The 21,754-nt window shown below is 47.3% G+C and carries 20 protein-coding genes and 1 rRNA gene; 10 read left to right on the plus strand and 11 right to left on the minus strand.

What is annotated here, in order from left to right; genetic code table 11:
* The 3 genes from rrf to aroA form a co-directional block, all read left to right on the plus strand.
* A 5S ribosomal RNA gene (gene rrf, locus NDA03_RS16635) occupies window positions 1-108 on the plus strand; the annotation flags it as partial.
* A gap of 133 nt (window positions 109-241) precedes the next feature.
* On the plus strand, window positions 242-1,579 hold the full coding sequence (locus NDA03_RS16640; protein WP_348238629.1) for a hypothetical protein: 1,338 nt from the start codon (window positions 242-244) through the stop codon (window positions 1,577-1,579).
* 202 nt (window positions 1,580-1,781) lie between these two features.
* Window positions 1,782-3,128, plus strand: a complete 1,347-nt coding sequence (gene aroA, locus NDA03_RS16645; RefSeq protein ID WP_348238630.1) for a 3-phosphoshikimate 1-carboxyvinyltransferase — start codon at window positions 1,782-1,784, stop codon at window positions 3,126-3,128.
* Window positions 3,129-3,222: 94 nt separating this feature from the next.
* Here aroA and NDA03_RS16650 read toward each other — a convergent pair whose 3' ends face one another.
* The 4 genes from NDA03_RS16650 to NDA03_RS16665 all read right to left on the minus strand — a co-directional run bounded on the left by NDA03_RS16650 (window position 3,223) and on the right by NDA03_RS16665 (window position 6,194).
* On the minus strand, window positions 3,223-4,212 hold the full coding sequence (locus NDA03_RS16650) for a glutathione S-transferase family protein (RefSeq protein ID WP_348238631.1): 990 nt from the start codon (window positions 4,210-4,212) through the stop codon (window positions 3,223-3,225).
* A gap of 113 nt (window positions 4,213-4,325) precedes the next feature.
* Window positions 4,326-4,616, minus strand: coding sequence for an Asp-tRNA(Asn)/Glu-tRNA(Gln) amidotransferase subunit GatC (gene gatC / locus NDA03_RS16655; RefSeq protein WP_348238632.1), 291 nt, complete (start codon window positions 4,614-4,616; stop codon window positions 4,326-4,328).
* Window positions 4,617-4,706: 90 nt separating this feature from the next.
* The gene (locus NDA03_RS16660; RefSeq protein WP_190430410.1) at window positions 4,707-5,228 is read right to left on the minus strand and encodes a photosystem I assembly protein Ycf3; all 522 of its coding nucleotides are present in this window, start codon (window positions 5,226-5,228) and stop codon (window positions 4,707-4,709) included.
* 318 nt (window positions 5,229-5,546) lie between these two features.
* Window positions 5,547-6,194, minus strand: coding sequence for a pentapeptide repeat-containing protein (locus NDA03_RS16665; RefSeq protein WP_242037125.1), 648 nt, complete (start codon window positions 6,192-6,194; stop codon window positions 5,547-5,549).
* Between the two features lie 68 nt (window positions 6,195-6,262).
* On the opposite strand from NDA03_RS16665, the gene NDA03_RS16670 reads away from it, so the two are divergent.
* Window positions 6,263-7,588 carry a hypothetical protein gene (locus NDA03_RS16670; RefSeq protein ID WP_348238633.1) on the plus strand — a complete coding sequence of 442 codons (1,326 nt, stop codon included), beginning with the start codon at window positions 6,263-6,265 and terminating at the stop codon, window positions 7,586-7,588.
* Here NDA03_RS16670 and NDA03_RS16675 read toward each other — a convergent pair.
* Both NDA03_RS16675 and NDA03_RS16680 read right to left on the minus strand, forming a co-directional pair.
* Window positions 7,583-7,807: a hypothetical protein gene (locus tag NDA03_RS16675; RefSeq protein ID WP_190414362.1), complete on the minus strand. Its 225-nt coding sequence runs from the start codon at window positions 7,805-7,807 to the stop codon at window positions 7,583-7,585. The two genes, NDA03_RS16670 and NDA03_RS16675, sit on opposite strands and share 6 nt — an antisense overlap.
* Window positions 7,808-7,937: 130 nt before the next feature.
* Window positions 7,938-9,083 carry a SpoIID/LytB domain-containing protein gene (locus NDA03_RS16680; protein ID WP_190430423.1) on the minus strand — a complete coding sequence of 382 codons (1,146 nt, stop codon included), beginning with the start codon at window positions 9,081-9,083 and terminating at the stop codon, window positions 7,938-7,940.
* 471 nt (window positions 9,084-9,554) lie between these two features.
* Between NDA03_RS16680 and NDA03_RS16685 the strand changes: the two genes are divergently transcribed.
* On the plus strand, window positions 9,555-10,511 hold the full coding sequence (locus tag NDA03_RS16685; protein WP_190526345.1) for a ribonuclease Z: 957 nt from the start codon (window positions 9,555-9,557) through the stop codon (window positions 10,509-10,511).
* 40 nt (window positions 10,512-10,551) lie between these two features.
* On the opposite strand, the gene NDA03_RS16690 is transcribed toward NDA03_RS16685, so the two are convergent.
* Entirely contained in the window at window positions 10,552-10,974 is a 423-nt protein-coding gene (locus NDA03_RS16690; protein WP_348238634.1) for a hypothetical protein, read from the minus strand.
* 113 nt (window positions 10,975-11,087) lie between these two features.
* Window positions 11,088-11,642 carry a bifunctional adenosylcobinamide kinase/adenosylcobinamide-phosphate guanylyltransferase gene (cobU, locus tag NDA03_RS16695; RefSeq protein WP_348238635.1) on the minus strand — a complete coding sequence of 185 codons (555 nt, stop codon included), beginning with the start codon at window positions 11,640-11,642 and terminating at the stop codon, window positions 11,088-11,090.
* 319 nt (window positions 11,643-11,961) lie between these two features.
* Between cobU and NDA03_RS16700 the strand changes: the two genes are divergently transcribed.
* The 4 genes from NDA03_RS16700 (at window position 11,962) to hpsU (ending at window position 15,355) form a co-directional block, all read left to right on the plus strand.
* Window positions 11,962-12,699, plus strand: a complete 738-nt coding sequence (locus tag NDA03_RS16700) for a hypothetical protein (RefSeq protein ID WP_190414370.1) — start codon at window positions 11,962-11,964, stop codon at window positions 12,697-12,699.
* Window positions 12,700-12,792: 93 nt separating this feature from the next.
* Window positions 12,793-13,755 (plus strand): glycosyltransferase family 2 protein, encoded by a 963-nt coding sequence (locus tag NDA03_RS16705; protein ID WP_190414371.1) that lies wholly within the window; start codon window positions 12,793-12,795, stop codon window positions 13,753-13,755.
* 51 nt (window positions 13,756-13,806) lie between these two features.
* A complete protein-coding gene (locus NDA03_RS16710) occupies window positions 13,807-14,760 on the plus strand; it encodes a glycosyltransferase family 2 protein (protein ID WP_190414372.1) in 954 nt (317 codons plus the stop codon).
* Between the two features lies 1 nt (window position 14,761).
* A complete protein-coding gene (hpsU, locus tag NDA03_RS16715) occupies window positions 14,762-15,355 on the plus strand; it encodes a hormogonium polysaccharide biosynthesis acetyltransferase HpsU (RefSeq protein ID WP_339380476.1) in 594 nt (197 codons plus the stop codon).
* Window positions 15,356-15,416: 61 nt separating this feature from the next.
* Here the strand turns inward: hpsU and NDA03_RS16720 are convergent, their stop codons facing one another.
* Window positions 15,417-16,793: a proton extrusion protein PcxA gene (locus NDA03_RS16720; RefSeq protein WP_190414373.1), complete on the minus strand. Its 1,377-nt coding sequence runs from the start codon at window positions 16,791-16,793 to the stop codon at window positions 15,417-15,419.
* Window positions 16,794-16,837: 44 nt separating this feature from the next.
* Here NDA03_RS16720 and NDA03_RS16725 point away from each other — a divergent pair, with 44 nt between their 5' ends.
* On the plus strand, window positions 16,838-19,030 hold the full coding sequence (locus tag NDA03_RS16725; protein WP_190414374.1) for a recombinase family protein: 2,193 nt from the start codon (window positions 16,838-16,840) through the stop codon (window positions 19,028-19,030).
* A gap of 22 nt (window positions 19,031-19,052) precedes the next feature.
* Here NDA03_RS16725 and NDA03_RS16730 read toward each other — a convergent pair whose 3' ends face one another.
* Together NDA03_RS16730 and NDA03_RS16735 are read right to left on the minus strand one after the other, a co-directional pair.
* Window positions 19,053-20,240 (minus strand): serine/threonine-protein kinase, encoded by a 1,188-nt coding sequence (locus tag NDA03_RS16730; RefSeq protein WP_348238636.1) that lies wholly within the window; start codon window positions 20,238-20,240, stop codon window positions 19,053-19,055.
* 106 nt (window positions 20,241-20,346) lie between these two features.
* Window positions 20,347-21,714 (minus strand): type IV pilin-like G/H family protein, encoded by a 1,368-nt coding sequence (locus NDA03_RS16735; RefSeq protein ID WP_348238637.1) that lies wholly within the window; start codon window positions 21,712-21,714, stop codon window positions 20,347-20,349.
* Window positions 21,715-21,754 lie beyond the last annotated feature (40 nt).

Consider the following 21,754-nt stretch of genomic DNA (forward strand, 5'->3'; position numbering starts at 1 on the left):
CTAGCGTTGTGGAACCACACCGACTCCATCCCGAACTCGGAGGTGAAACGCAACTGCGGCGAAGATACTCGGTGGGTGACTGCCTGGGAAAATAGCTCAGTGCCAGGTTGATTATCAAAAAGCTCTCTTGCCGAATAATGATGCAAGAGAGCTTTTTTGCTTTTTGTATTGGGGGATAAATACTTTTGCTTAATTTCTTGAATAACCTTTAACCTAGAATTGTTGAACGAGAGATTGAGCTGTGGATGCCATATTAGAGCGATCGCATGAATTAAAACAAGCTTTAATTGAGTTTGTCTTGGAGGCGGAAGGAGAGCTGGCGCAATCGCTAGAAGCTTATGCCGCTGCTCAGCCACACCGAGAGCGTCAGGATATTGCACAAAGAGACCTAATTATTGATACCTTCTTGACTGAAGGAAAAGTAGGGGATGGGGATAAAGACGTTTTGGATTTGTTTCTGGAGAGCCAGCCAGAATTGTCCGAAAATGATCGCAACTTAGTCGGTAGCTGGCGGTGTAGCTTCATTGGCTTGTTTGCTACGCTCCAAGTCTTACCAGATGGCTTTGAGTTGATGAACTGGCTGACTGCTAAGCGCTACATCGTCAAGCCAAACACGCTTCTAACGTGGCAGGAGATGAGCCGGTTTAAAGAGGGAGAAATTTTACTCACTCGCATTGCACCTGTAACCGAGAGCGTCTGGATGTTTTCTGGCCCTTGTATCCCAATGGGGAGATTAGGAAAACCCAAGCTGGCGGTGGCAATCGGAAATTTTAAGGAAAATTACAACAAGTCGCTTTATAGCGATGCCCCAGAACTTCTAGAACTGGCGTGGCAATCAGTAGAACAATATCACCAAGATTTTCTGGGCTTTTTTGGTAGCGACGAAGTCGTAATGCCTGGGTACCAGATGAATAAGAAGATAGAAGAATTTCAGGAATTACTAACTAAGAAACGCTTAGCAGCGGCAGGCATTGATGAAAATAAATCGCTCTCCGAAATAGCCGCAGAAGCTGGGGTTACAGAAGAGGAAATGAAAGCAGCCGCAGAAGAATCAGGTGCCGATTCAAAAGCGATCGCTCAGATGTTTGACAGCAAAAACCCAACTAAGATGGTGACACCTAAAGTTGAGTTGCCTGCAAATCTCAAGAAAGCCGAACAGCTAACAGCCCTCACCCATCCTCGTTGGGGTCAAATATTTCTGCCTACATACAGCCGGTTCAAGGCAATGCTAGAAGCAGAAGACTGGCAGAACAACATTGAAAACACTGAGAAGCTGGTTCGTCAGTATCTAGAAGACTCGACGATTAATGCCTTCATTTGGCATCGCTTAGCCGAAACTTATCCAGCCCAAATGGAAAAGCTGTTGAAAACAGTGTTACAGCGTCCAGAATTGAAAATTGACCGCGATTTAGACGCTTTACTCCAAGAATATAACAAGGCGTTAGAGCCTGATTTACCGGAGATTGCCAGTGTGCCAGTGCATTTACATGATTTATTTCAGGAAGCGCTGGCAGAGGTTAATAAATCAAAATCTAAGGGCAAGAGTAAAAAGAAGATAGGAATAGGCTTTCAAAAGTAGCTATTGGGACTGAAGTGGTTACTGTAGCACTTCTCAGTTGGATGGAATGTATTGCGGTTCTAAGGTTTGGTAGGGGCTTTTTGATTGCCATGCCCCTACAGATGTATCGCAACCCAATCGAGAATTGCTATAACTCCAGTGCTATCGTCAGTGTCAGCAATTGGTAGAATCACTATTTGCAACTTCATCCCAGTCCTTCTTCATGCCAGCCGCAGTTGTCACGCTAGAAAATACTGAAAATCAGGATCGTTTAATTATTCAGAATCCCGCAGCAGGGCTATCCTTGCAGGGACGCATTCGGGTGCCAGGGGATAAATCTATCTCCCACCGGGCTTTGATGTTGGGAGCGATCGCCCAAGGAGAAACCACCATTCAGGGACTCCTCTTGGGAGAAGATCCCCGCAGCACTGCTAGCTGTTTTCGGGCGATGGGTGCCGAAATTTCGGAACTGAATACGGAAATGGTGCGAATTCAGGGCATCGGACTCGGCTGCCTACAAGAACCAACCTCAGTCTTGGACGCCGGTAACTCAGGTACTACCTTGCGACTGATGCTGGGGCTTCTCGCCTCTCATCCGGGACGTTTTTTTGCTGTGACGGGGGATAGCTCGCTGCGATCGCGCCCAATGTCCCGTGTTGTCAAACCGTTACAAGAGATGGGCGCTCAAATTTGGGGACGTCAGAACGGCTCTTTAGCGCCTCTGGCAATTCAAGGACGACAACTGCGACCGATTCACTATCACTCCCCGATTGCCTCAGCACAAGTCAAATCTTGTATCCTCCTAGCTGGATTAATGGTGGAAGGACAAACTACCGTTACCGAACCTGCCCTCTCCCGGGACCACAGCGAACGGATGCTCAAAGCTTTTGGGGCAGAACTCAGCATCGATCCAGAAACCAATAGCGTTACCATTACTGGCTCAACCAAGCTGCAAGGGCAGCCGGTGGTTGTGCCTGGGGATATCAGCTCAGCTGCCTTTTGGTTGGTTGCTGGGGCGATTGTACCGGGTTCGGAGTTATGTGTTGAAAATGTTGGGATTAATCCCACTCGTACCGGCATTCTAGAAGCTCTGGAGAAGATGGGCGCTGACATTCAAATTGAAAATCAGCGGGTTGTCGCGGGTGAGCCAGTCGCAGATTTGCGGGTACGTTCCAGTGGCCTTAAGGCATGTGAAATTGCTGGCACTCTAATTCCTCGCCTGATAGATGAGATTCCAATTTTGGCTGTAGCGGCAGTGTTTGCCCAAGGAACTACTGTCATTCGAGATGCAGCCGAGTTGCGGGTCAAAGAAAGCGATCGCATTGCCGTTATGGCATCTCAGCTCAACCGCATGGGTGCCAAGGTTACAGAAAGACCCGATGGGTTAGAAATTACGGGGGGCACTCCTCTCATCGGCACTGATGTTGATAGTCATACCGACCATCGAATTGCCATGAGTTTAGCAATTGCTGCCCTTAATGCAGAAGGCACTACCACAATTGGGCGTGCGGAAGCCGCGGCTATTTCTTACCCTGACTTCTTTCAATCCTTAATCGGGATTATCAAGTGATATTTAAGCTCAGATGCTTACAGCATTTGCGTTTTCACCCTAGTTAAAAAAAAAGCAAGGTGGGTAGTATCCACTTTGCTTTTTAAATGAAGAATCACACAGCGATCGCCTTGGTTTTAGGCGATAATTGTTCGCGGTTATGAGGTTCCTCAAAATCAATTAACGGCCCTTTCGGAACAATTCTGGTGGGATTAACTTTTGGGTGGCTTTTATAGTAATGGCGTTTGATATGGTCGAGGTTGCAGGTTTCCTTTACCCCCGGCACCTGGTAGAGGTCTTTCAGGTAATTCCAGAGATTGGGGTAATCCACAATCCGGCGTGAATTGCACTTGAAGTGGACATAGTAAACGGCATCGAAGCGCAAGAGAGTGGTAAACATACACCAATCTGCCTCGGTGAGGCTTTCTCCACACAAATAGCGTTGCTCCGCTAACACTTTTTCCCAACGATCGAGAGCATCGAATAGTTCCGTCACCGCTTCATCGTAGGCGGCTTGGCTAGTCGCAAATCCTGCCCGATAAACGCCATTATTAATCGGTTGGTAAATTGCATCAATCGTCTTATCAACCGCCTCCTGCAATTCTGTTGGATAAAAATTCATCTCAGACTTGGCGAAATCATCGAATTCTGTATCAAACATCCGAATGATCTCGCGGGATTCATTATTCACAATCGTGGCAGTTTCTTTATCCCAAAGAACTGGGACAGTCACCCGCCCATTATAATTAGAATCCGCTTTAAGATAAACTTCCCACAAATAGCGAGTCTTATTTACCGTATCGGGGATAGAACCTGGTTCTTCTGAGAATTCCCAACTACTTTGAGCAATTTCGGGTGCCACAACTGAGAGACTGATAACATCTTCTAATCCCTTCAATTGGCGCATAATTGCGGTTCGTTGCGCCCAAGGACAAGCCCAGGAAATATAGAGATGATAGCGGCCCGGTTCAGCCTTAAAGCCACTAGAACCATCAGCTGTAACTTTGTTGCGGAAGGTTGTTGATGGGCGAATAAATTTTCCTTGGGAGTCTTCTTGTTCTCGTTCGCTAACCCACTTTCCATCAATCAAAAGACCTAAACCCATAACGTTCTCCTTTGAGAGTATGAAGGGCAACCCCAGGAAGATTGCCCCACACTTATTGGCTCAGGTTCTCACCTAAAATTCATCGGTCTTAGGTGCAAAATAGGGCGAGTACCTTACTCAGCGCTGAGGATTTTTGGCACTTTGAAAAAGTCACCCTCTTGATCTGGGGCACCTGTGAGAATAGCTTCCCGGTGGGGAAAGGGTTGCAGTTCATCAGGGCGGGTCACATTGCTGACATCAATTGCCCTTGTTGTGGGTTGCACATCACTGACATCAAGTTCGCTTAATTGTTCAAAATACTCCAAAATACTGCCTAGTTGGGTTGTAAATTGGGCTTCTTCTTCGGGGGTCAGTTCTAGGCGAGCCAGATGGGCAACTTTGCGAACTTGTTCGCGGTCAATCATAACAGTGGTAATGGCTTATTGGTAATTGGTCATTGGATAGTAGGTAGTAGGTAATTTTTTCTCTTGTGTTGATTACCTATTCCCTATTACCTAAAAGAAGATATCCATCGTAGAGCGCCCAGTCGTTTTGAGCCAATTTTGGGCTTCGATGTAGTTATTCGGAGCCATACTAATCGCTTGTTTCCAATATTCTCCTGCTTTGTCAAACAAAGCTTCAGCAGCTTCGGGATCTCCATCTTCCTTGATCTTTTCACCCTGGAAGTGGTAAATGACGGCAATATTATTCAACGCTTGAGGCAGGCGGGGATTACAGTCAAGGGCTTGGTGGTAGTATTCCAAAGCCTGCTCGTGGTCACCATTGCTGGCGTATATCAGCCCCATATTGTAGAGGATATAACTGCGGTCGTAAGTGTCTTCCTCTAGCGTTAGGGCTTCCCTGTAATTGTCTAGAGCTTCGGCGTATTCACCATCTGCCTGCGCTGACATACCATCGCGGTAGTAGATGAAGGCTTCTTTTGCTTTCTTGTTGGCAGGCAGGATTTTCAGGATTATATCCGCCATTACCGTGAAGCTCTTGTCAATGAAGTTATCGTTTTTTTGCGTTCTTGGCATATCCGGCTCTGTAATGCTGCGCTAATTAGGAGAGTGTAGACTGGTCAGTTTATCGCTCAGTGATGCTCTTTAAGCTAATTTAACGCGCTCTGGGAGTCAACTGGATTGAGATTAACAAATGCGATCGCGCATTTCTTGTTCTTTCCTCAATCAACCGAGTTTCTCAGCATTTTTTTCGCAGACGTATTATTTTATACAAAATAAATACTAGTTCTTGTGTATATTTAGAGAATGGAAATCTGTGCGCTTATATATACGGAATTAAAGCTTGGCGATCGCTCAGATGTAAGGCTAATGCACCCTTGACTATGGTTGAGGTTAATAATGCAAAGTGCCATCTGGGAGAATTGCACTATTGAGCTGGACGCCTTCGAGAAGCGCATTCTCAAAATCAGCATTTCGCAAATCTGCCCCCCGCAAGTCCGTTCCTCGGAGAATGGCATTGCTCAAGTCAGCACTAATCAGATTAGTTTCCCGCAAATCAGCCTTTGTGAGGTCAGCGCCCGGTAACTTCGCCATCGTCAACTCAGAACCGGCAAGGTTAGCGCCTGTGAGATTGGCTTTAATCAGCGCAGCCAAATTCAAATTAACGCCGCTCAAGTTAGCACCGCTGAGGTCGCTATTAATAAAGCTGGCACCGCCTAGATTTGCCCCGCCAAAATTGGCACCCCTTAAATCGGCAGCACTAAGATTGGCACCGGCGAGATCGGCACGCCTCAAGTCAGCCGCCCTCAAGTCCGCATCTCTTAACTCAGCGCCCCTCAAGTCACACTGAGGACATTGTTTAGTTTTTAGCAACTGTTGAACGTGTTCCAGATTGGCTGCTTTGAGTGGTGTTGCTAATCCCAGAAGTGAGAATAGAAAAAGGGACAGCCACATTAGCGAGGCGAAGCGGTGCTTCAGTTTAGTGTGGCAGATGCTAACAGAGAATAGGTTAAGAGCGATCGCGCAAGTTCTGGGTTTCATAATCTGCCTGCTGGAATTTGCCAAAATTTTATACTGGTGATAGTAGCCTCCGTCCTTGAGGAAAGCACATGGCTCCCAATCCCACCCTCATGCAAGCAGTTGAACACCTGGGCTACCGTGTCACGGTTGGCGACGTGGCAACCCAAGCTGGGTTAAATGTCAACATGGCTCAGGCTGGATTACTCGCTCTGGCATCCGACGCCGGTGGACACTTGCAGATAGCAGAAACCGGCGAGATAGTCTACCTTTTCCCTAAGAATTTCCGAACCGTTCTCCGCAATAAGTTCTTGCGGCTGCGACTGAAGGAATGGTGGGAAAAAATTTGGAAAGTTTTGTTTTACCTGATCCGGATTTCCTTCGGGATTATCCTGATTGCTTCCATTGTCCTAATTTTTGTCGCGATCGCAGTTATTCTAATCGCCGTCAATAGCAGCCGCGACAGCGATGATTCCGGCGGCGGTCATCACGGTGGCGGCGGTATGGTATTTATGCCCCGCTTCTGGTTTGGCCCTGACATCTGGTGGTTTTTCTATCCAGACTATAGCGATCGCTACCAGCAGCGTCGTGTCTCATCCCCTCAAGGCAAGAGAGAGATGAACTTCCTAGAAGCCGTCTTCTCCTTTCTATTTGGCGATGGGAATCCTAATGCCGATTTAGAAGAACGCCGCTGGCAAGAAATTGCCACTGTCATTCGCAATAATCAGGGTGCGGTGACAGCCGAACAAATCGCCCCTTATCTCGATGACATGGGTAAAGGCTGGGGCAAAGAATACGAAGATTATATGCTGCCCGTCCTCACTCGTTTTAATGGGCAACCAGAAGTCAGCCCAGACGGAGAAATCGTCTATCACTTCCCAGAATTACAAACTACAGCGCAAGAGCGAAATTCGCAGCCGGTGGCTGCTTATCTTCGAGAGCGTCCTTGGCGCTTTAGCCAAGCCGATAGCGGACAAATTATGCTCTCTGCTGGATTAGGTGCCGTGAATATTATCGGTGCTTTAGTTCTTAATTCCCTGTTACGGGGTGAGATAGGAGTTCAATTAGCACAATCTGGCGGACTCATCGCCTTCGTGCAGTCAATTTACTGGATTTTACTGAGTTACGGCATCGCCTTCCTGTCAATTCCCTTAATTCGCTATTTCTGGATTCAGTGGAGAAATCAGCGAATTGAAGCCCGAAATCAACAACGACAAGAACGAGCCATCTTGTTAAATCAAGCGAATTCCGCTTTGCAGAAGAAAATTGCTTATGCTCAACAATTTGCTGCGAAAACAGTCATCGGTCGCGAGGATTTAGCCTACACGACCGAAACCGAGCTTATAGAACAGGAGATTGAGCAAGCCGATAAGATTGATGCAGAATGGCAGCGTCGCCTCAACCAGAGCGGTTCATAAAGATTCCTTGGGGCGTTTAAAAATCAAGAAACCATAACCATAACCCGGATGGGAATTCACGCCGGTTAATTCCCAGCCTTCCTGTCCGAGTTGATTGGATAATTCATGGAGAGGTGGGATGTCTTGTTTATCTCGAAAGTCTTTTTCGTTGACACTTTTGGGTCGGAGATCGCCTGCAAAGTAGTCAAACCGAACAAAGAGATACTCCCACTTTTTCACAGCAATCCTTCTGGCGTTTGATTAAGTCAGCTGAAAAGCAAGGAGCGATCGCTCCGGGATGAGCGAAGCGATGTCACTTGGTGGCTACCGCTTCGCTCATCCCGACTTTGGGGAGGTAACAGCCCCGCCTCTACTGCACTTTCATGCTAGCGATCGCGGTGCGCTGGTAATAATGCCCCAAAATTTGCTGGTAGTTTGTCCCCTGCTGAGCTAAATTGTAAGCCCCCCACTGGCTTAAACCAAGACCGTGACCGAAACCACGACCGTTGAGCTGAAAACCCGTTCCTGTAGAGCTAACCGTGAACAACGTACTCCTAAGCTTCAGTGCTTGACGCAGCTGACTTCCAGTCATCCGCCGCGTGCTACCACTTCCAACGACTTTCATCGTCATAATCCGTCCGCTAGGAGTGGTGCGTTCCGGTATCAAAGATTTAACATTGCTTACACCCAGAAGCCGACTAAGTTCGTTGCGGGAGAAGCTTTTCTGCCACTGGTAGCCCGGTGTCCCTTGGTCGTAGTCAGGAACGCCGCGCAGGTAAGCCAAGGGTTCCGACCAAACATTTTCCACATTTTCCGTGTGTCCTCCAGAAGCGGAGTGGAAGACAGCAAGAATAATTTGACCGTTGTAGGTTAAAACTTGCCCAGCCGTGGCATTTACAGCCATTTGCGTTGACTCGGCTTCGGTTTCCAGACCTTTGTAAACTTGCCAAGTCTGGGTATCGCCGACATCAAAAACGCTATTGCCAGCAGTTTGACGCTTATACAGGGCGTAGGAACGAGCGGCGACAGCTTGCGCCTTCAAGGCTTCCAGAGGCCAATTAGCACTCATTTCCGAGCCTAAGACGCTGTAAAGATATTGTTCTAAATCAACTTGGTTGACGGCGGTGAGTCCTTTGCCGGTGCGAACCAATCGAGTGCGTCCCCGATACCAGCGATCGCCGATCCAAACATAACCGCCAGCCGTCGGTTCCACTATCAGTTGCGTGCTTTGCTCTCCGCCCAGCGCCACGCCACCGCCTGTAGGACGGGCTTCCATGCCATCCATTGCCGCCATTTGCCCTACTACTCGACCGGCACTATCGCGGATTACGGCTTTGGTGGAACTGCCCACGGTAATCTTGCTGACGCCTTCTTGAATCGCTACGCGCAGTTCCATCGCTTTCGCAGGAGCAACCAGCATGAGCCACAACAAAAAAGTCAGCCACCATTTAGAAGGATGTAGCCGCCCGGAGGACGCCTTCCCGAAGCCTAAGATGAAGCAAGAAGTCTGAAGCATGAAGGATTTCTGTTTGCCTAGGAACTGTTTAGTTACCATCTATATAAAATTCCTCACACGATGCCAAATGGAGTGCTAGGGATAGTCATCATTAAATTCCACTTAAATTGAGCATGAGAGCCAGAATCCCGTCCTTGAACTTCTCTTAGGAAGGTGGATTTATTAAGCCCCAATTCAAAAGCGTATGGATATGGCACAGAAAAAGCCCTTACAGAAGATGAATGAGTGTCAGTTATTTAATCCACGTTCCTTAGTTCAAGACCCTTGAGAGCAAATCCGCTTGTAAATTGGCACAACCCACTGAACTGTTCTTATCGTGGATATATTTACCATGTTTGCTGCCGGAGTGCTACTCATAAACCTTGTGAACTTTTATCCTGAGTCTTCAGAGGAAGTGCGTGTTCCCCAGATGCTGTGTCAGGATAGTTACGGAAGGCAATTCCTAGACTTTGTGACCGTTTTCTTGCCAAAATGCAAATTACTTTTTTAGGGACAAGCTCCGGTGTACCGACGCGATCGCGCAATGTGTCCAGCGTGGCTTTACGGCTACCTCAACGAGGAGAACTCTGGCTGTTTGACTGTGGTGAAGGTACCCAACACCAGCTATTACGGAGTGACCTGAAAATCGGTCAACTGAACCGTATTTTTATCACCCATATGCACGGAGACCATATATTCGGCTTAATGGGTCTTTTAGCAACCTGTGGTTTGGCTGGCAATGTTCAACGCATTGACCTCTACGGTCCCCCCGGTCTCAATGAATACCTGCGTGCTTGCAGACAATACTCTTCAACCCATTTTTCCTACCCGGTTCAGGTTCACATCGTACAGCCTGGAGTGGTGTATGAAGATGAAGAATTTATCGTCACCTGTGGTCCCCTGAAGCATCGCGTCACTGCTTTTGGCTACCGAGTCACTGAAAAAGACCGTCCGGGGCGCTTCGACGTGGAAAAAGCCGCAGCCCTGTCAATTCCTCCGGGTCGGGTCTATGGACAACTCAAACGTGGCGAAACTGTGACGCTGCTAGATGGGCGGCAAATTCATGGGGCAGATCTGTGTGGGCCGACAGAAATCGGTCGCAAAATTGTTTACTGTACCGACACAGTTTATTGCGACGAGGCGGTAGAACTTTCGCAGGATGCAGATGTGTTAATTCACGAAGCGACCTTTGCCCACCAAGACGCCCAGCTAGCTTTTGATCGCTTGCACTCCACTTCAACGATGGCGGCTCAAGTTGCTCATACTGCTGGTGTTAAGCACTTGATCATGACTCATTTCAGTCCCCGCTATGCCCCCGGTAATGCCATTGTGCTGGATGACCTGCTTACGGAAGCGCGTGCCATTTTTCCGAGTACGGAATTGGCTTATGATTTTCTAAATTATGAGGTGCCTCGGCGGCGGGAAGAGGAATTAAAAATTAAAAATTAAAAAAGAGAATCTTTAATTTTTAATTGTGCATTGTTACTGTTTACAGACCGCTGGCGTTCCGGAGCCGGTCGCGTATTTCAACGAGACGGTTTTGACTGCTGACGGGCGATCGCGGTAGCGGAACTTCTGTGTTGGGCCAGCCGCTGAGATCGTTACAGGGACACTCTAAAGGCGGCATTCCCGCAGTCCGGACGGGGACGGGCATGGTGCAACGAGAACAGGGTGAGACATCCCATGCCGGTGTCAGCAACTGGGCAATTGGTTCTGCGGTGCCCTCTAAGTAGCAGTCCCCCGACTCTGGGGAGAGGATTTGCTGCCAGCAGTTTTCAAATTCTTGCGAGTAGCGATCGCCCCGAATCACGGGTTGCGGCAGCAGCGCTTCTTGACCATTCCGAATCAAAACTTTTTTGCCTAACTGAAACCAATAAGCAAGATACTGTTTGACTTGGTGTTGAGATGCCATAGCAAAGGAGTGAATGGTAATAGGTATAGGGTAATGAACAACTCGCTTTTTCTCAATTAGCAATGAGTCATTCGCAATTGCCAGTTTGCCTTTAAGTCTTTCTATGCTAGCGCCTATGATAATTTTGGTAACGGCGTTCCCAGGTGGCTCAGGTTGAGAACGTGACCGGCAGTAACTAAGTAGACTGGGTTAGCGATCGCGCCCACTCGACGCACCAACCCTCCCAAGCGATCGCGGAACATTCGACCGAGGGGATAGGCGGGAACAACGCCCCACCCCGTTTCCTCTGCCACCAAGATCGCATCACTGATGCTACTTTGCAAACTTTCCAGCAACTCCTGGCACGTCCTTTCCCAAGATTCATCGTCTTGGTCTAAAAAATTCGCCACCCAAGTTCCCAAAGAATCAACGAGGAGACAACTAGAATTTTGAGATGCCCGAATCGTTGCCGCCAGTGTTAGTGGCACTTGCAGCGTTGTCCATTCCCTAGGGCGTCGTTGTTGATGTTGTTCAATTCGAGCCAGCCATTCTAGATCGTTGGGGTCAACGTGAGCCGTTGCCACATAGATAACCGGCTTACCCGAACGCATTGCCAGAGTCTCCGCCCACTCACTTTTCCCGGAACGGGCTGGACCAGTCACTAAGATTAAATGCTTAACAGAAGTCATTCAGATGCGATCGCAAAGAACTTTTTTATCCGTTTCCGGCGAGTTGTGCATTAAAGTTAAATTCAACAGTGGCAGGATTTGTATCTTACCCACCTGTACAGTGTCCGGGTTATTCTAGCGGTCAGGCTTCCCATAAATTTTCATTTTGTGCATCGAGACCGTTAATCCTACCAGACAAATAAACAAATAAAATAGAAACACAAAGCATAGAAACACAAAGCAAGTAAAAATACCAGGAAAAGCACCAATCCCAACCTTTTAGAGATTCTAGCGGCAGTTAGTTAACAGGTTTGATTTGCAGGAGTGGCGTCAGATAACTATGAAACCAGAATTAAAACGGATTGAGACAACACTGGATCGATTGGCTGATCAAAGTCCTGTCATAGACAATCCGTCCCCTTGGGAAGATCAGCCCGATCCGAAGGGGTGGGGTTCAGAGGCATCATCAGATGCCAATCGCTCAATTTCAATGACCGTACAGGCTCTCTCTGACCAAAAGCAATCTGGCAAGACACCCGTCCTGCCAAAATTAAAAGCTCCCAGTTTCACCAACCATCGGAACGCTGCCAATCCTGCCTTGGCGATGACCCTGTTGCAAGAAATTGAAGCGATTGTTGGAGGTTGGCAGAAAGAACTTCATCAAACCTTGCGCCAAATTCAAGATATTTATCTAGAAGGGCCGATTGTTGATGGTTGGTTAGAGTCTCATTCCCGCGAACCAGAGGTTGGGGTTGAGGCGCTGCGTCAGGTGGTAGACAAGGGTCATGCCAAGTCCGTACACCAGCTGATGGACTATGTAGAAGAACTGTGCAATCAACCCGATGAAAAGGTGACTTGTGAATCTCCACGGGCTGGATACCGCCTGGTAGGAATGGATGAGAATGGTCAATTTTGGTCGCGTCCCTGTCCACCCGAACAGATTCCGAGTGTGAGTGTCGCGATCGCTCGTTATCAAAAGCTGCGCCTGCTGCTGAATCGCAAAGAGGATCTGGAAACCCGCCTCAGTCAACTAGCGGAAACACTCGTTGTTCTACATAGTCATCTAAGTGAGAATTAAAAATGCAAAATTCAAAATTGAAAATCAGTAATTTCTGCGATTTTTAATTTGTAATTTTGCACTTTTAATTAAGGTGTCCCCAATCCCAAATTTATGACAGAGCCTAAAGTTTCTGCGATTATCTGTACTCACAATCGAGAGCAGTATTTAGGTGCTGCCATTGATAGTTTGCTGAATCAAGATTTTCCGGATTTTGAAGTCGTGGTAGTGGATAATGCCTCCAGCGATCGCACATCCGAAATCGTCAAAGCACGACCAGGGGTAAGATACGTCTACGAAGGCGTTATGGGTCTATCTGTCGCCCGCAACACGGGTGCCAAGGAAGCCAAAAGTGCAATTCTCGCCTATCTAGATGATGATGCCGTTGCTAGCCCGTCTTGGCTGTCGGCACTCTATGATGCTTATCAAAGCAATGAAAAACTAGCGATCGCGGGTGGCAAAGTTACCTTAATCTGGCCCGATGGCATCACGCCTCCTCTGTGGCTTTCCCCTGGACTATCTGGGTGCTTGGGAGCATACGATTTAGGAGATTCCATCGTCTATATCAAACAACCTGGTATGACCCCCAGAGGCTTGAATTACTCGCTCAGACGTACCTTTTTAGAGCAAATTGAGGGGTTCGATGTTAATCTGGGTCGAGTCGGAAAAAATTTGTTATCAAATGAAGAATTACACATGACAGAACGGGCACTCAAATTAGGTTGGCAAGTTGCCTATCTGCCTGACGCCTTGGTTGCCCATAATGTATCTCCCGAACGCCTTGAACAAGCTTGGTTTTTGAGCCGAGGCTGGTGGCAGGGCATCAGTGAATGTTACCGCGAACAAATCGCCGGTAAGGCAGGACCGCGCCAGCTATTGTTAGGAGGCGAACGACTCGTGCGAGGTCTCTACAAATCTGTTAAATATTTTGGTGATGCTGCCCAACGGTTTGACAATCTCGTGTATGCCTACGGTCAGGTGGGTTATTTGAGTGCAGCAATTCAAGGGATGTTATCTGCTCCTTTCAAAGTGCAAAATCCAGAGCCGGAATTAAAAATTGAAAAAGAAAATTCTTAATTTTTAATTCTTAATTGCTAATTTCTAATTGTTCTTTCATCCTTCACGGTCATGACCTCCACACCCTCCAAACTTCCTGTTTCGGTTCTGATTCCCGCTAAAAATGAACAAGCAAATCTGGCGGCTTGCCTGGAGAGTGTAGCCAGGGCTGATGAAGTGTTTGTCGTAGATTCCCAAAGTAGCGATCGCTCGATTGAAATTTCCGAAAGTTACGGCGCAAAAGTTGTCCAATTTCACTTCAACGGTCGCTGGCCTAAAAAGAAAAACTGGGCTTTGGACAATCTGCCTTTTAGTAACGAATGGGTGCTAATTGTTGATTGTGATGAGCGCATTACCCCCGAACTCTGGGATGAAATTGCAACTGCCATTCAGAATCCAGAATACGAAGGCTACTACCTGAACCGTAAAGTATTTTTCCTTGGCAAATGGATTCAACATGGCGGTAGGTATCCCGACTGGAACCTGCGTTTGTTTAAGCACAAAACAGGTCGCTACGAAAACTTGGGGACAGAAGAAATCCGCAACACAGGCGACAACGAAGTTCACGAACACGTCATTTTGCAAGGCAAAGCAGGCTATCTGAAAAACGATATGCTGCACATTGACTTTCGGGACGTATTCCACTGGTTGGAACGGCATAACCGCTACTCGAACTGGGAAGCCCGCGTTTATTTAAATATCCTGACTGGCAAAGACGAAAGCGGCACGATTGGCGCTAATTTGTTTGGGGATGCGGTACAGCGCAAGCGGTATCTCAAAAAAACTTGGGTGCGCCTTCCATTCAAACCGTTGATTCGGTTTATTTTGATTTACATTATTCAGCGAGGCTTTTTGGATGGGAAAGCTGGATACATCTATGCACGGTTGATGAGTCAATACGAGTATCAAATTGGCGTCAAACTTTATGAATTAATGGAGTTTGGCGGTCAGTTGAACGTAGCAGCTTCCTCCTCCGTGCCTCCCCAGCCCGTACCCCAGCCAGATTCATTAAAAGGAAGCGTGTAGGGTGTTGGAACCAGGCGAACAACCGCCAGCGATCGCGTCGGAATCTCTTGTTGATTTACGCCGCTACGACCAATCCTGGTTTGACAGAGGACGACCGGGTTGGTTTGTCTTGCTGTGGTGGTTGGTACAAGCGATCGCCTTTCCCTTAACTCCCCATCCCTCTAGCGGTATCCGCTGCTGGCTTTTGCGTCTGTTTGGGGCAAAAATCGGCAGCGGCTTAGTCATCCGACCAACCGCCCGCTTTACTTATCCCTGGAAAATCGAAATCGGAGATTATAGCTGGATTGGGGATGATGTCGTTTTATACAGCCTTGACCGCATTCAGATCGGTCAGCACTGCGTCATTTCCCAAAAAAGCTACCTCTGTACCGGCAGTCATGACATCCAAGACCCAGCTTTCAAGCTAATGACAGCCAGTATCACGATTGGCAACGGCGTCTGGATTGCCACAGATTGCTTTATTGCGCCTGGGGTTGAAATCGGAGCGAATTCTGTGATTGGGGCACGTAGCAGCGTTTTCGGTAACATTCCACCCCAGCAGGTCTGCTGGGGCAGTCCTTGCCGTCCCCACTACCCTAGAGAAATTAAAAATTAGAAATTAAAAGTGGTGGAAAGAATCCCTTTTCTTTAATCTTTAAGTTTGCATTTTTAATTATTCATTCATTCATATTCCGATAAGTAGCAACGGCTGACGGAGAGATTCGGTTTAAGTAGCGGAAAATCCAATACTTAAATATCGTGTCCAAAATGACGGGAAATGTAGCAATAAATAGAAAGTTAAAATCTCTGTTTTCTGGTAAGCCTAAATGCCTTGCCGTTCCTTCCAGAATGACTTCCCAGCCGTGAGGAGAGTGAAATCCTACAAAGATGTCAGTGAACAAGATAATAATAAAAGCTTTAGCACTGTCACTGAGACCATAAACTACGTCATCTATAAAAGCTTTGAAAACTGCAATTTCTTTTTGGCTATTAAGTAGTAATAGGTAAAGAGATCCCGCTGCAATTAGGTCGGCAAAAACATTTTTGATAGCGTTGGCACTTCGGTGACTATATTCCTCCCCAATTTTTAATGCCTTCTCTTTAACTTCTTCTTCCATTTCCTCCTTAGATAATTGAGGAGCTATACCCATTAAGTTTTTGAATTTTAGTAATTCTTCAAATCTTTGCAATTCCTGAAAAGCCTCTTCTTCTAGATCGACATTCAGGAAAATCTCAGTTTTGTTTGGCTCCCGGAAGCGATCGACAAGAGGGCCGACGAAGAAAGTTTTACTTACTTGTTGAGTTAATAGAGGAACTAAAATTAAAACTAAAATAAACCGAATAGAAACAATGGTTTTCGTTTGAGAAGTACGAAAACTTTGAACAACTTCTTCTTCTGAATTCGGGTCAAAGTTTCTCTTGAGTCGATCTAGCGTACTCAAGATTGAGCGAGGCACAAAACTGGTTGTGTCAGTCATTGTTTCTGCCTCATCAGCCACTCGGTCGTCTGTAGAAAACAAAGTTGGCTGATTGACTAGATTCTTCGCTTCAATCCGGTCAACCTTCCTCAAATTTACTTCTACAGATTTAGATTTAGGAACAGGGACTAAGGCTGATGAGGAACGATTTTTTTCAGGCTTGTATTTAGATAAAACATCATCAATAAATTTAAGCTTTTCTAAAGTTATGGATTGTTTATCTTGAGGTTCAAAATCTTCTGTTCTAAAATTTGCCGCTCCAGTCGTCCTTGTTTTTCTTGTTACATCTGGATTAGAACGAGTCACTACTGAAGTGCTGGCCTGAAACTCTGCTAGCCCAAATTTAGCCGTTTTTAAATATTTTTTAAGTTTCGTTTCAAAAAAAGACATGGCATTTTCACGGTATTTTTGACCATCGGGGGAGATTTTTTTTCCGTCAAAATGTTCATCTTCCAAAGCCTTAATCATTAAGGCTGCCTTATATGCGCGATCCAAGGCTCTCTCAGGAGTTTCTGAGAACCACTGGTTGGCAGTTCCTAAGTAAGATTGGAGCTGTGACAAGAAAGATAGTTTCATAATAGAAACCGAACGATTACACAAGTATCACTCAGCGTTTAGCAATGTTAACGCAATCGCAGACCATCTGGATCGTCGGGCCGACTCGCAGTGGAAAGACAACTCGCCTTGTAAACCTGTTTTGCCAGTGGGTTGAACGGGGATCTCAACCGCGAGGTTGGCGTCGGAAGGCGGGAAGGCGGGAGCAGGCACCGACAATTTTAGTCTTTGCTGCTAATGATGATAATCGGAGCGAATTAGCTGACCGCTTGGCTACAGCAACACAGGGGCGGTATCCGATTCAATCTAAAACGCCTTTGGGTTTCTTTCAGGACGAGGCGATCTTATTTTGGCCTTTATTGATTCAGCGGTTGAATCTTAGGGCACAATTTCCAGTTAGACTGCGCCCAGAAACTGAGCAGGAGTTAGCCACCCGGTTGTGGCGTCCGGAGTTGGATAATGGTAGCCTTCAGTTTTTGGGGGTGAGCGAGTCTCGTTCGGTGCGTCGCGTTCTGGACTTGTTGCAGCTGTGCGCGATCGCAGGACGACCTATTGAAGAAATTCCCAGTCTTCTCGAACAAGGTTTTGCAGATCAACAAGGGTTTGCCAGGGACGACGATCCGGTGGTGGATCGTCCCGACTGGGAGAAAATCGGAAAATTGCTGATTGATTGGCGGCAATGGTGTTTAGACCGGGGATTGCTGACCTATGGGATTATTTGCGAACTTTATTGGCGTTATCTGCTGCCAGACGAAGCTTATCAGCAGCACTTGATTCGCCGGTATCAGGGAGTACTGGCGGATAATGTGGATGATTATCCAGCGATCGCCTGCGATCTATTCAACTTCCTTTTAGATAAAGGAGCAGCCGGAGCCTTTACCTATAATCCGGATGGGGCAGTACGACTCGGTTTGAACGCCGATCCAAATTATCTAGCCAGTCTGGAGTGGCGCTGTCAGGTAGAAACTTTGAGCCAGGAACCGAGCAGTGTGGCGGCACTTTACGGAAAGCCGGTGGTGGAAGCGGTGAGCGATCCCATGTTTCTGTTGACCTTACCAGATTCGGTACAGTTGATTCAAACCACATCCCGCGCTCAGTTGTTGCGAGAAACCGCTTTGGCGATCGCAAAGGCGATACACAGTGGGCAGGTGCAACCTCAGGAAGTGGCAGTGATTGCCCCTGGTTTGGATGCGATCGCTCGCTATACCTTAATCGAAATCCTCAGCAGCCAGGATATCCCCGTCCAAACCTTGAGCGAACAGCGTCCCCTGAATGCTTCCCCGACGATCCGGGCGCTGCTGACGCTGCTGGCACTCGTTTATCCAGGCTTGGGGCGGCTGGTAGACCGGGATGCCGTTGCGGAAATGCTGGTAGTACTGAGTCAGGAGTCCGGATTCAGGAGTCCGGAGTCAGGAGGTAGCACCCATTCATCCCCGATCGTTCATCCTTCATCCTTCAAGATTGACCCAGTCAGGGCGGGTTTATTAGCCGATTACTGCTATTCCCCCGATCCAGAGCAACCCCGGTTGCTGCCGGTGACGTATTTCCCCCGCTGGGATCGGCTAGGGCACTCAGCCTGTGCTGCTTATGAAGAAATTTTGCAGTGGCTAGAAGTGCAACGAGGTCAGCTGGAACAGCGTCTGATTCCCAACTGCGTCGCCTTGCTTGACCGGGCAATTCAGCAGTTTTTGTGGAAAGGCAGCAATCTCCCCTACGACCAGCTAGCCGCCTTACGCGAACTGATGGAAACCGCCCAACACTACTGGGAAGTCGATGGACGGCTGCGGCAGAGCGATCGCATTGAAACCCCAGATTACACCACCATCGATCGGTTTATCTGCTTGTTGCGTCGCGGTACTGTCACCGCTAACCCTTACCCCGTGCGCCCCCTGGGTCTTGACCGTCACGCCGTGACTTTGGCAACCATCTTCCAATATCGGGCAGCTCGTCGCTTTCACCGCTGGCAATTTTGGCTCGATGCCGGTTCCCACCTCTGGTCAAAAGGCGGTGCTGCCACTCTCTACGGTGCCCCCTTGTTTCTCAAGGATTGGTCGGGAGAGGCGCTAACCGAAGAAGATACCCAAGAAGCAGATGAGCAAAGACTGCGGCGGATTTTGCTGGATTTACTGGGGCGAGTGGGGGAGCGAATTTATCTGTGCCATAGCGATTTGGCGACCAATGGACAGGAGCAAACTGGCCCGTTATTGTCCTTAGTCAATGCTTCAATTCCTTTGAACCCTGATTATGCACTCAGCTAACCACGCGATCTTGGCGAGGTTTTTAGAGGGCATGGAGAAAAAGGGTGAGTATCCAGATATATGCCCAAGCCATCGGTATCCCGATAAATAATCCCGCGATCGCCCAGCCTCTTTGATGGGCTTTGAATTGTTCAATACTCCGCCATTTTTTACTTTTCCAAGCCCATTCATTGCCCTTAGAACCGAGGGCGAACCCCATCAACCAGCCGACACTCGGTATCCAGGCTAAAAGTCCAATCCAAACATGATTGCTCAAAGGCCATAGATAAGGCATCAGAAATGCGCCCCAATTCCAACCTTTGATTTCATCAGGTACTGGTACTGTCTCATCCAATAAACCGCCTTGCCCAGAATTATTGACCAGGGTTGGTTGCTTTGAAGGTTGGATACCCGTTGAAGTTTTAATCCTTGTTCCTTCTTTAAGCGCTTTCAGGGCAGATTTTGCACCCGCGAACCGTTCCTCTGGAGCTGGTTCTGTTAACTTTTGAATCCAGCTAATGAATGGGGGACTGATGCTCACCTGCTCAGAAAATTGAATCCGCAAGTTCCGAGAAGGCAAATCTGCCGGTGCCGTACCTGTCAACAAATGAATTAAAGTGGCTCCCAGGGAATACAAGTCTGAAGCTGGAACAGACCTTCCGCCAAATTGTTCCATCGGCGCATAGCCGTAAGTTCCGACGACAGTAAAGGTAGCTCCCTCTTTCGCGGCTTTATCTTGCACCGCTCCAAAATCAACCAAATATACCTTGTCGTCATCACCCCAAATTAAATTGCTCGGTTTGATGTCTCGGTGTAGGACTGGGGGACTCAGCTCGTGTAGATAAATCAGAATATTCAGAATTTCCGAGGCAATCTTACGGACTTCCTTTTCAGTGAACTTTTTCCCTTGTACGAGTAATTCCTTCAGAGAGGTACCGGGGATGTGTTCTTGGACTAACCCGAACCAGAGCGATCGCTCATCGATACAAAAATCATCCCCATATTTAGGAATTCGGGGATGATTCAACTGCTTAAGGATTTGTGCTTCTCGCTCAAACAGTTTGAGATCGTCCCACTGTACCTCGCCGCCAAATGCGAGGAGTTTGACAACGACTAAATTTTTTTCTTCAGTTTCAATATCCGTCGCTAACCAAGTTTGTCGTCCCGCATTTTGTCCCAATCTTTGTTTGAGTTGATAACGCCCCTGTAATATCTGTTCGGCTTGCAGCATTATTCGTTATTTTCCGTAGAAAGCTGAGATGAGGGATTTAGAAACTTAGTATTTGCCTTCACGTATACTGATAATTCGGTTTTTCATCTTGTCACAGCGCCCTTATCTACCTTCCTATCTGCTCTTTTGGTATCTCTAGTGTGCCCGCAGGACAGGCTGGTTTGCCATTGTTATAAATTGGCTCTGGTAGTTTGGTAGCACCAACAGCATTAGATTCACACAAAATTGCTATTGTTTTCATCTTGCCCTTAACAGCATCTGAGGATTTTGCAGGTACTATAAACACACCTCCAACATAGCTTTTGTTATTACGATGGGGTATTGCGTAGTTAAATGCAGCTTTACTCGCCACCATACGAGTTGCATATTCGTAATTTCCTTTCTTATTTTCAACGCCAACCCCTAGTTTTTCAACCGAATCAGAAAAGTCATTTTTTTCTATAAAATAAGCTTGCTGACCCCGATTCATGGCCCCAACAGATTGTCTTGCTTCTGATTTTTCAATTTTGGCCCGCTTGTTAAAAAAACTTGGCAGAGCAATAGCCGCAATGAGAGCCATAAAAGTAAATAATGGCAGCACAGTTAAAAGGACTAAACGACCATAACGAACTGAATTGCCCTTTGGCGGAGCCTCTGTTTCGCTATTGGAGCTTTTAAAATTTTCCACTTGTTGCAGAGCTTCAAGTGCCTCGCGCGCCGTGGTAAATCGTTTTTCTGGAGCTGGCTCTATCAGCTTCTCAATCCAACTGCTGAAATGAGGATTGAGGCGAACTTTATCGGTAAATTGAATCCGCATCTGATGCTGCGGTAACTCAGAAGGCGGCGTTCCAGTTAACAAGTGGATTAGGGTGGCTCCTAGTGCGTAAAGGTCGGATGATGGAACTGCACGTCCCCACAACTGTTCTGGTGGCGCATAGCCACTGGTTCCCACCACAGTAAAGGTGACACCTTCTGCCTTTGCACGGTCTTGAACCGCACCAAAATCAACCAAATAAAACTGCCGATCTTCCCCCAAAATTATGTTGCTAGGTTTAATGTCTCGATGTAATACAGGTGGACTTAATTCGTGCAGATAAATTAGAATTTCTAGGATGTCCGTGGCAACATAGCGTACCTGCTCTGGTGTAAATTTTTTGCCTTGATCTAATAGCTGACGCAGGGAATTGCCGGGAATGTAATCTTGCACTAATCCAAACCAATGTAAGCCGCCGCCTGCCTGTTCATCGAGAGAAAAATAATCTTGATAGGTCGGAATTCTGGGATGGTTTAAGTTTTTCAAAACTTGAGCTTCCCGTTCAAACAGCTTGAGTTCCTCCCACTGCATTTGAGGGCTGAAAGCTAGCAATTTGACAATTACCGATTCGCTGGGTTCTGCTTCTAAATCTTCTGCCAGCCAGGTTTGACGCCCTGCATTTTGTCCCAGTTGTTGTGTGAGGTGATAATGCCCCTGTAATATCTTTTCTGCTTGCAGCATGATAATTTTACTTAGTTAGTTGCTAATTGAAGGATTGAAA

The sequence above is a fragment of the Trichocoleus sp. Lan genome (assembly GCF_039961855.1).
Lineage (GTDB): Bacteria > Cyanobacteriota > Cyanobacteriia > Cyanobacteriales > FACHB-T130 > FACHB-T130.

What these genes read in the sequence shown, in the direction of transcription:
- NDA03_RS16735 (WP_348238637.1), bottom strand. Translation starts at nt 21,714, where the DNA reads ATGCTGCAAGCAGAAAAGATATTACAGGGGCATTATCACCTCACACAA.
- NDA03_RS16700 (WP_190414370.1), top strand. Translation starts at nt 11,962, where the DNA reads ATGAAACCAGAATTAAAACGGATTGAGACAACACTGGATCGATTGGCT.
- cobU (WP_348238635.1), bottom strand. Translation starts at nt 11,642, where the DNA reads ATGACTTCTGTTAAGCATTTAATCTTAGTGACTGGTCCAGCCCGTTCC.
- NDA03_RS16665 (WP_242037125.1), bottom strand. Translation starts at nt 6,194, where the DNA reads ATGAAACCCAGAACTTGCGCGATCGCTCTTAACCTATTCTCTGTTAGC.
- NDA03_RS16650 (WP_348238631.1), bottom strand. Translation starts at nt 4,212, where the DNA reads ATGGGTTTAGGTCTTTTGATTGATGGAAAGTGGGTTAGCGAACGAGAA.
- NDA03_RS16685 (WP_190526345.1), top strand. Translation starts at nt 9,555, where the DNA reads ATGCAAATTACTTTTTTAGGGACAAGCTCCGGTGTACCGACGCGATCG.
- NDA03_RS16690 (WP_348238634.1), bottom strand. Translation starts at nt 10,974, where the DNA reads ATGGCATCTCAACACCAAGTCAAACAGTATCTTGCTTATTGGTTTCAG.
- aroA (WP_348238630.1), top strand. Translation starts at nt 1,782, where the DNA reads ATGCCAGCCGCAGTTGTCACGCTAGAAAATACTGAAAATCAGGATCGT.
- NDA03_RS16720 (WP_190414373.1), bottom strand. Translation starts at nt 16,793, where the DNA reads ATGAAACTATCTTTCTTGTCACAGCTCCAATCTTACTTAGGAACTGCC.
- gatC (WP_348238632.1), bottom strand. Translation starts at nt 4,616, where the DNA reads ATGATTGACCGCGAACAAGTTCGCAAAGTTGCCCATCTGGCTCGCCTA.
- NDA03_RS16725 (WP_190414374.1), top strand. Translation starts at nt 16,838, where the DNA reads ATGTTAACGCAATCGCAGACCATCTGGATCGTCGGGCCGACTCGCAGT.
- NDA03_RS16660 (WP_190430410.1), bottom strand. Translation starts at nt 5,228, where the DNA reads ATGCCAAGAACGCAAAAAAACGATAACTTCATTGACAAGAGCTTCACG.
- NDA03_RS16710 (WP_190414372.1), top strand. Translation starts at nt 13,807, where the DNA reads ATGACCTCCACACCCTCCAAACTTCCTGTTTCGGTTCTGATTCCCGCT.
- NDA03_RS16705 (WP_190414371.1), top strand. Translation starts at nt 12,793, where the DNA reads ATGACAGAGCCTAAAGTTTCTGCGATTATCTGTACTCACAATCGAGAG.
- NDA03_RS16680 (WP_190430423.1), bottom strand. Translation starts at nt 9,083, where the DNA reads ATGCTTCAGACTTCTTGCTTCATCTTAGGCTTCGGGAAGGCGTCCTCC.
- NDA03_RS16670 (WP_348238633.1), top strand. Translation starts at nt 6,263, where the DNA reads ATGGCTCCCAATCCCACCCTCATGCAAGCAGTTGAACACCTGGGCTAC.
- NDA03_RS16730 (WP_348238636.1), bottom strand. Translation starts at nt 20,240, where the DNA reads ATGCTGCAAGCCGAACAGATATTACAGGGGCGTTATCAACTCAAACAA.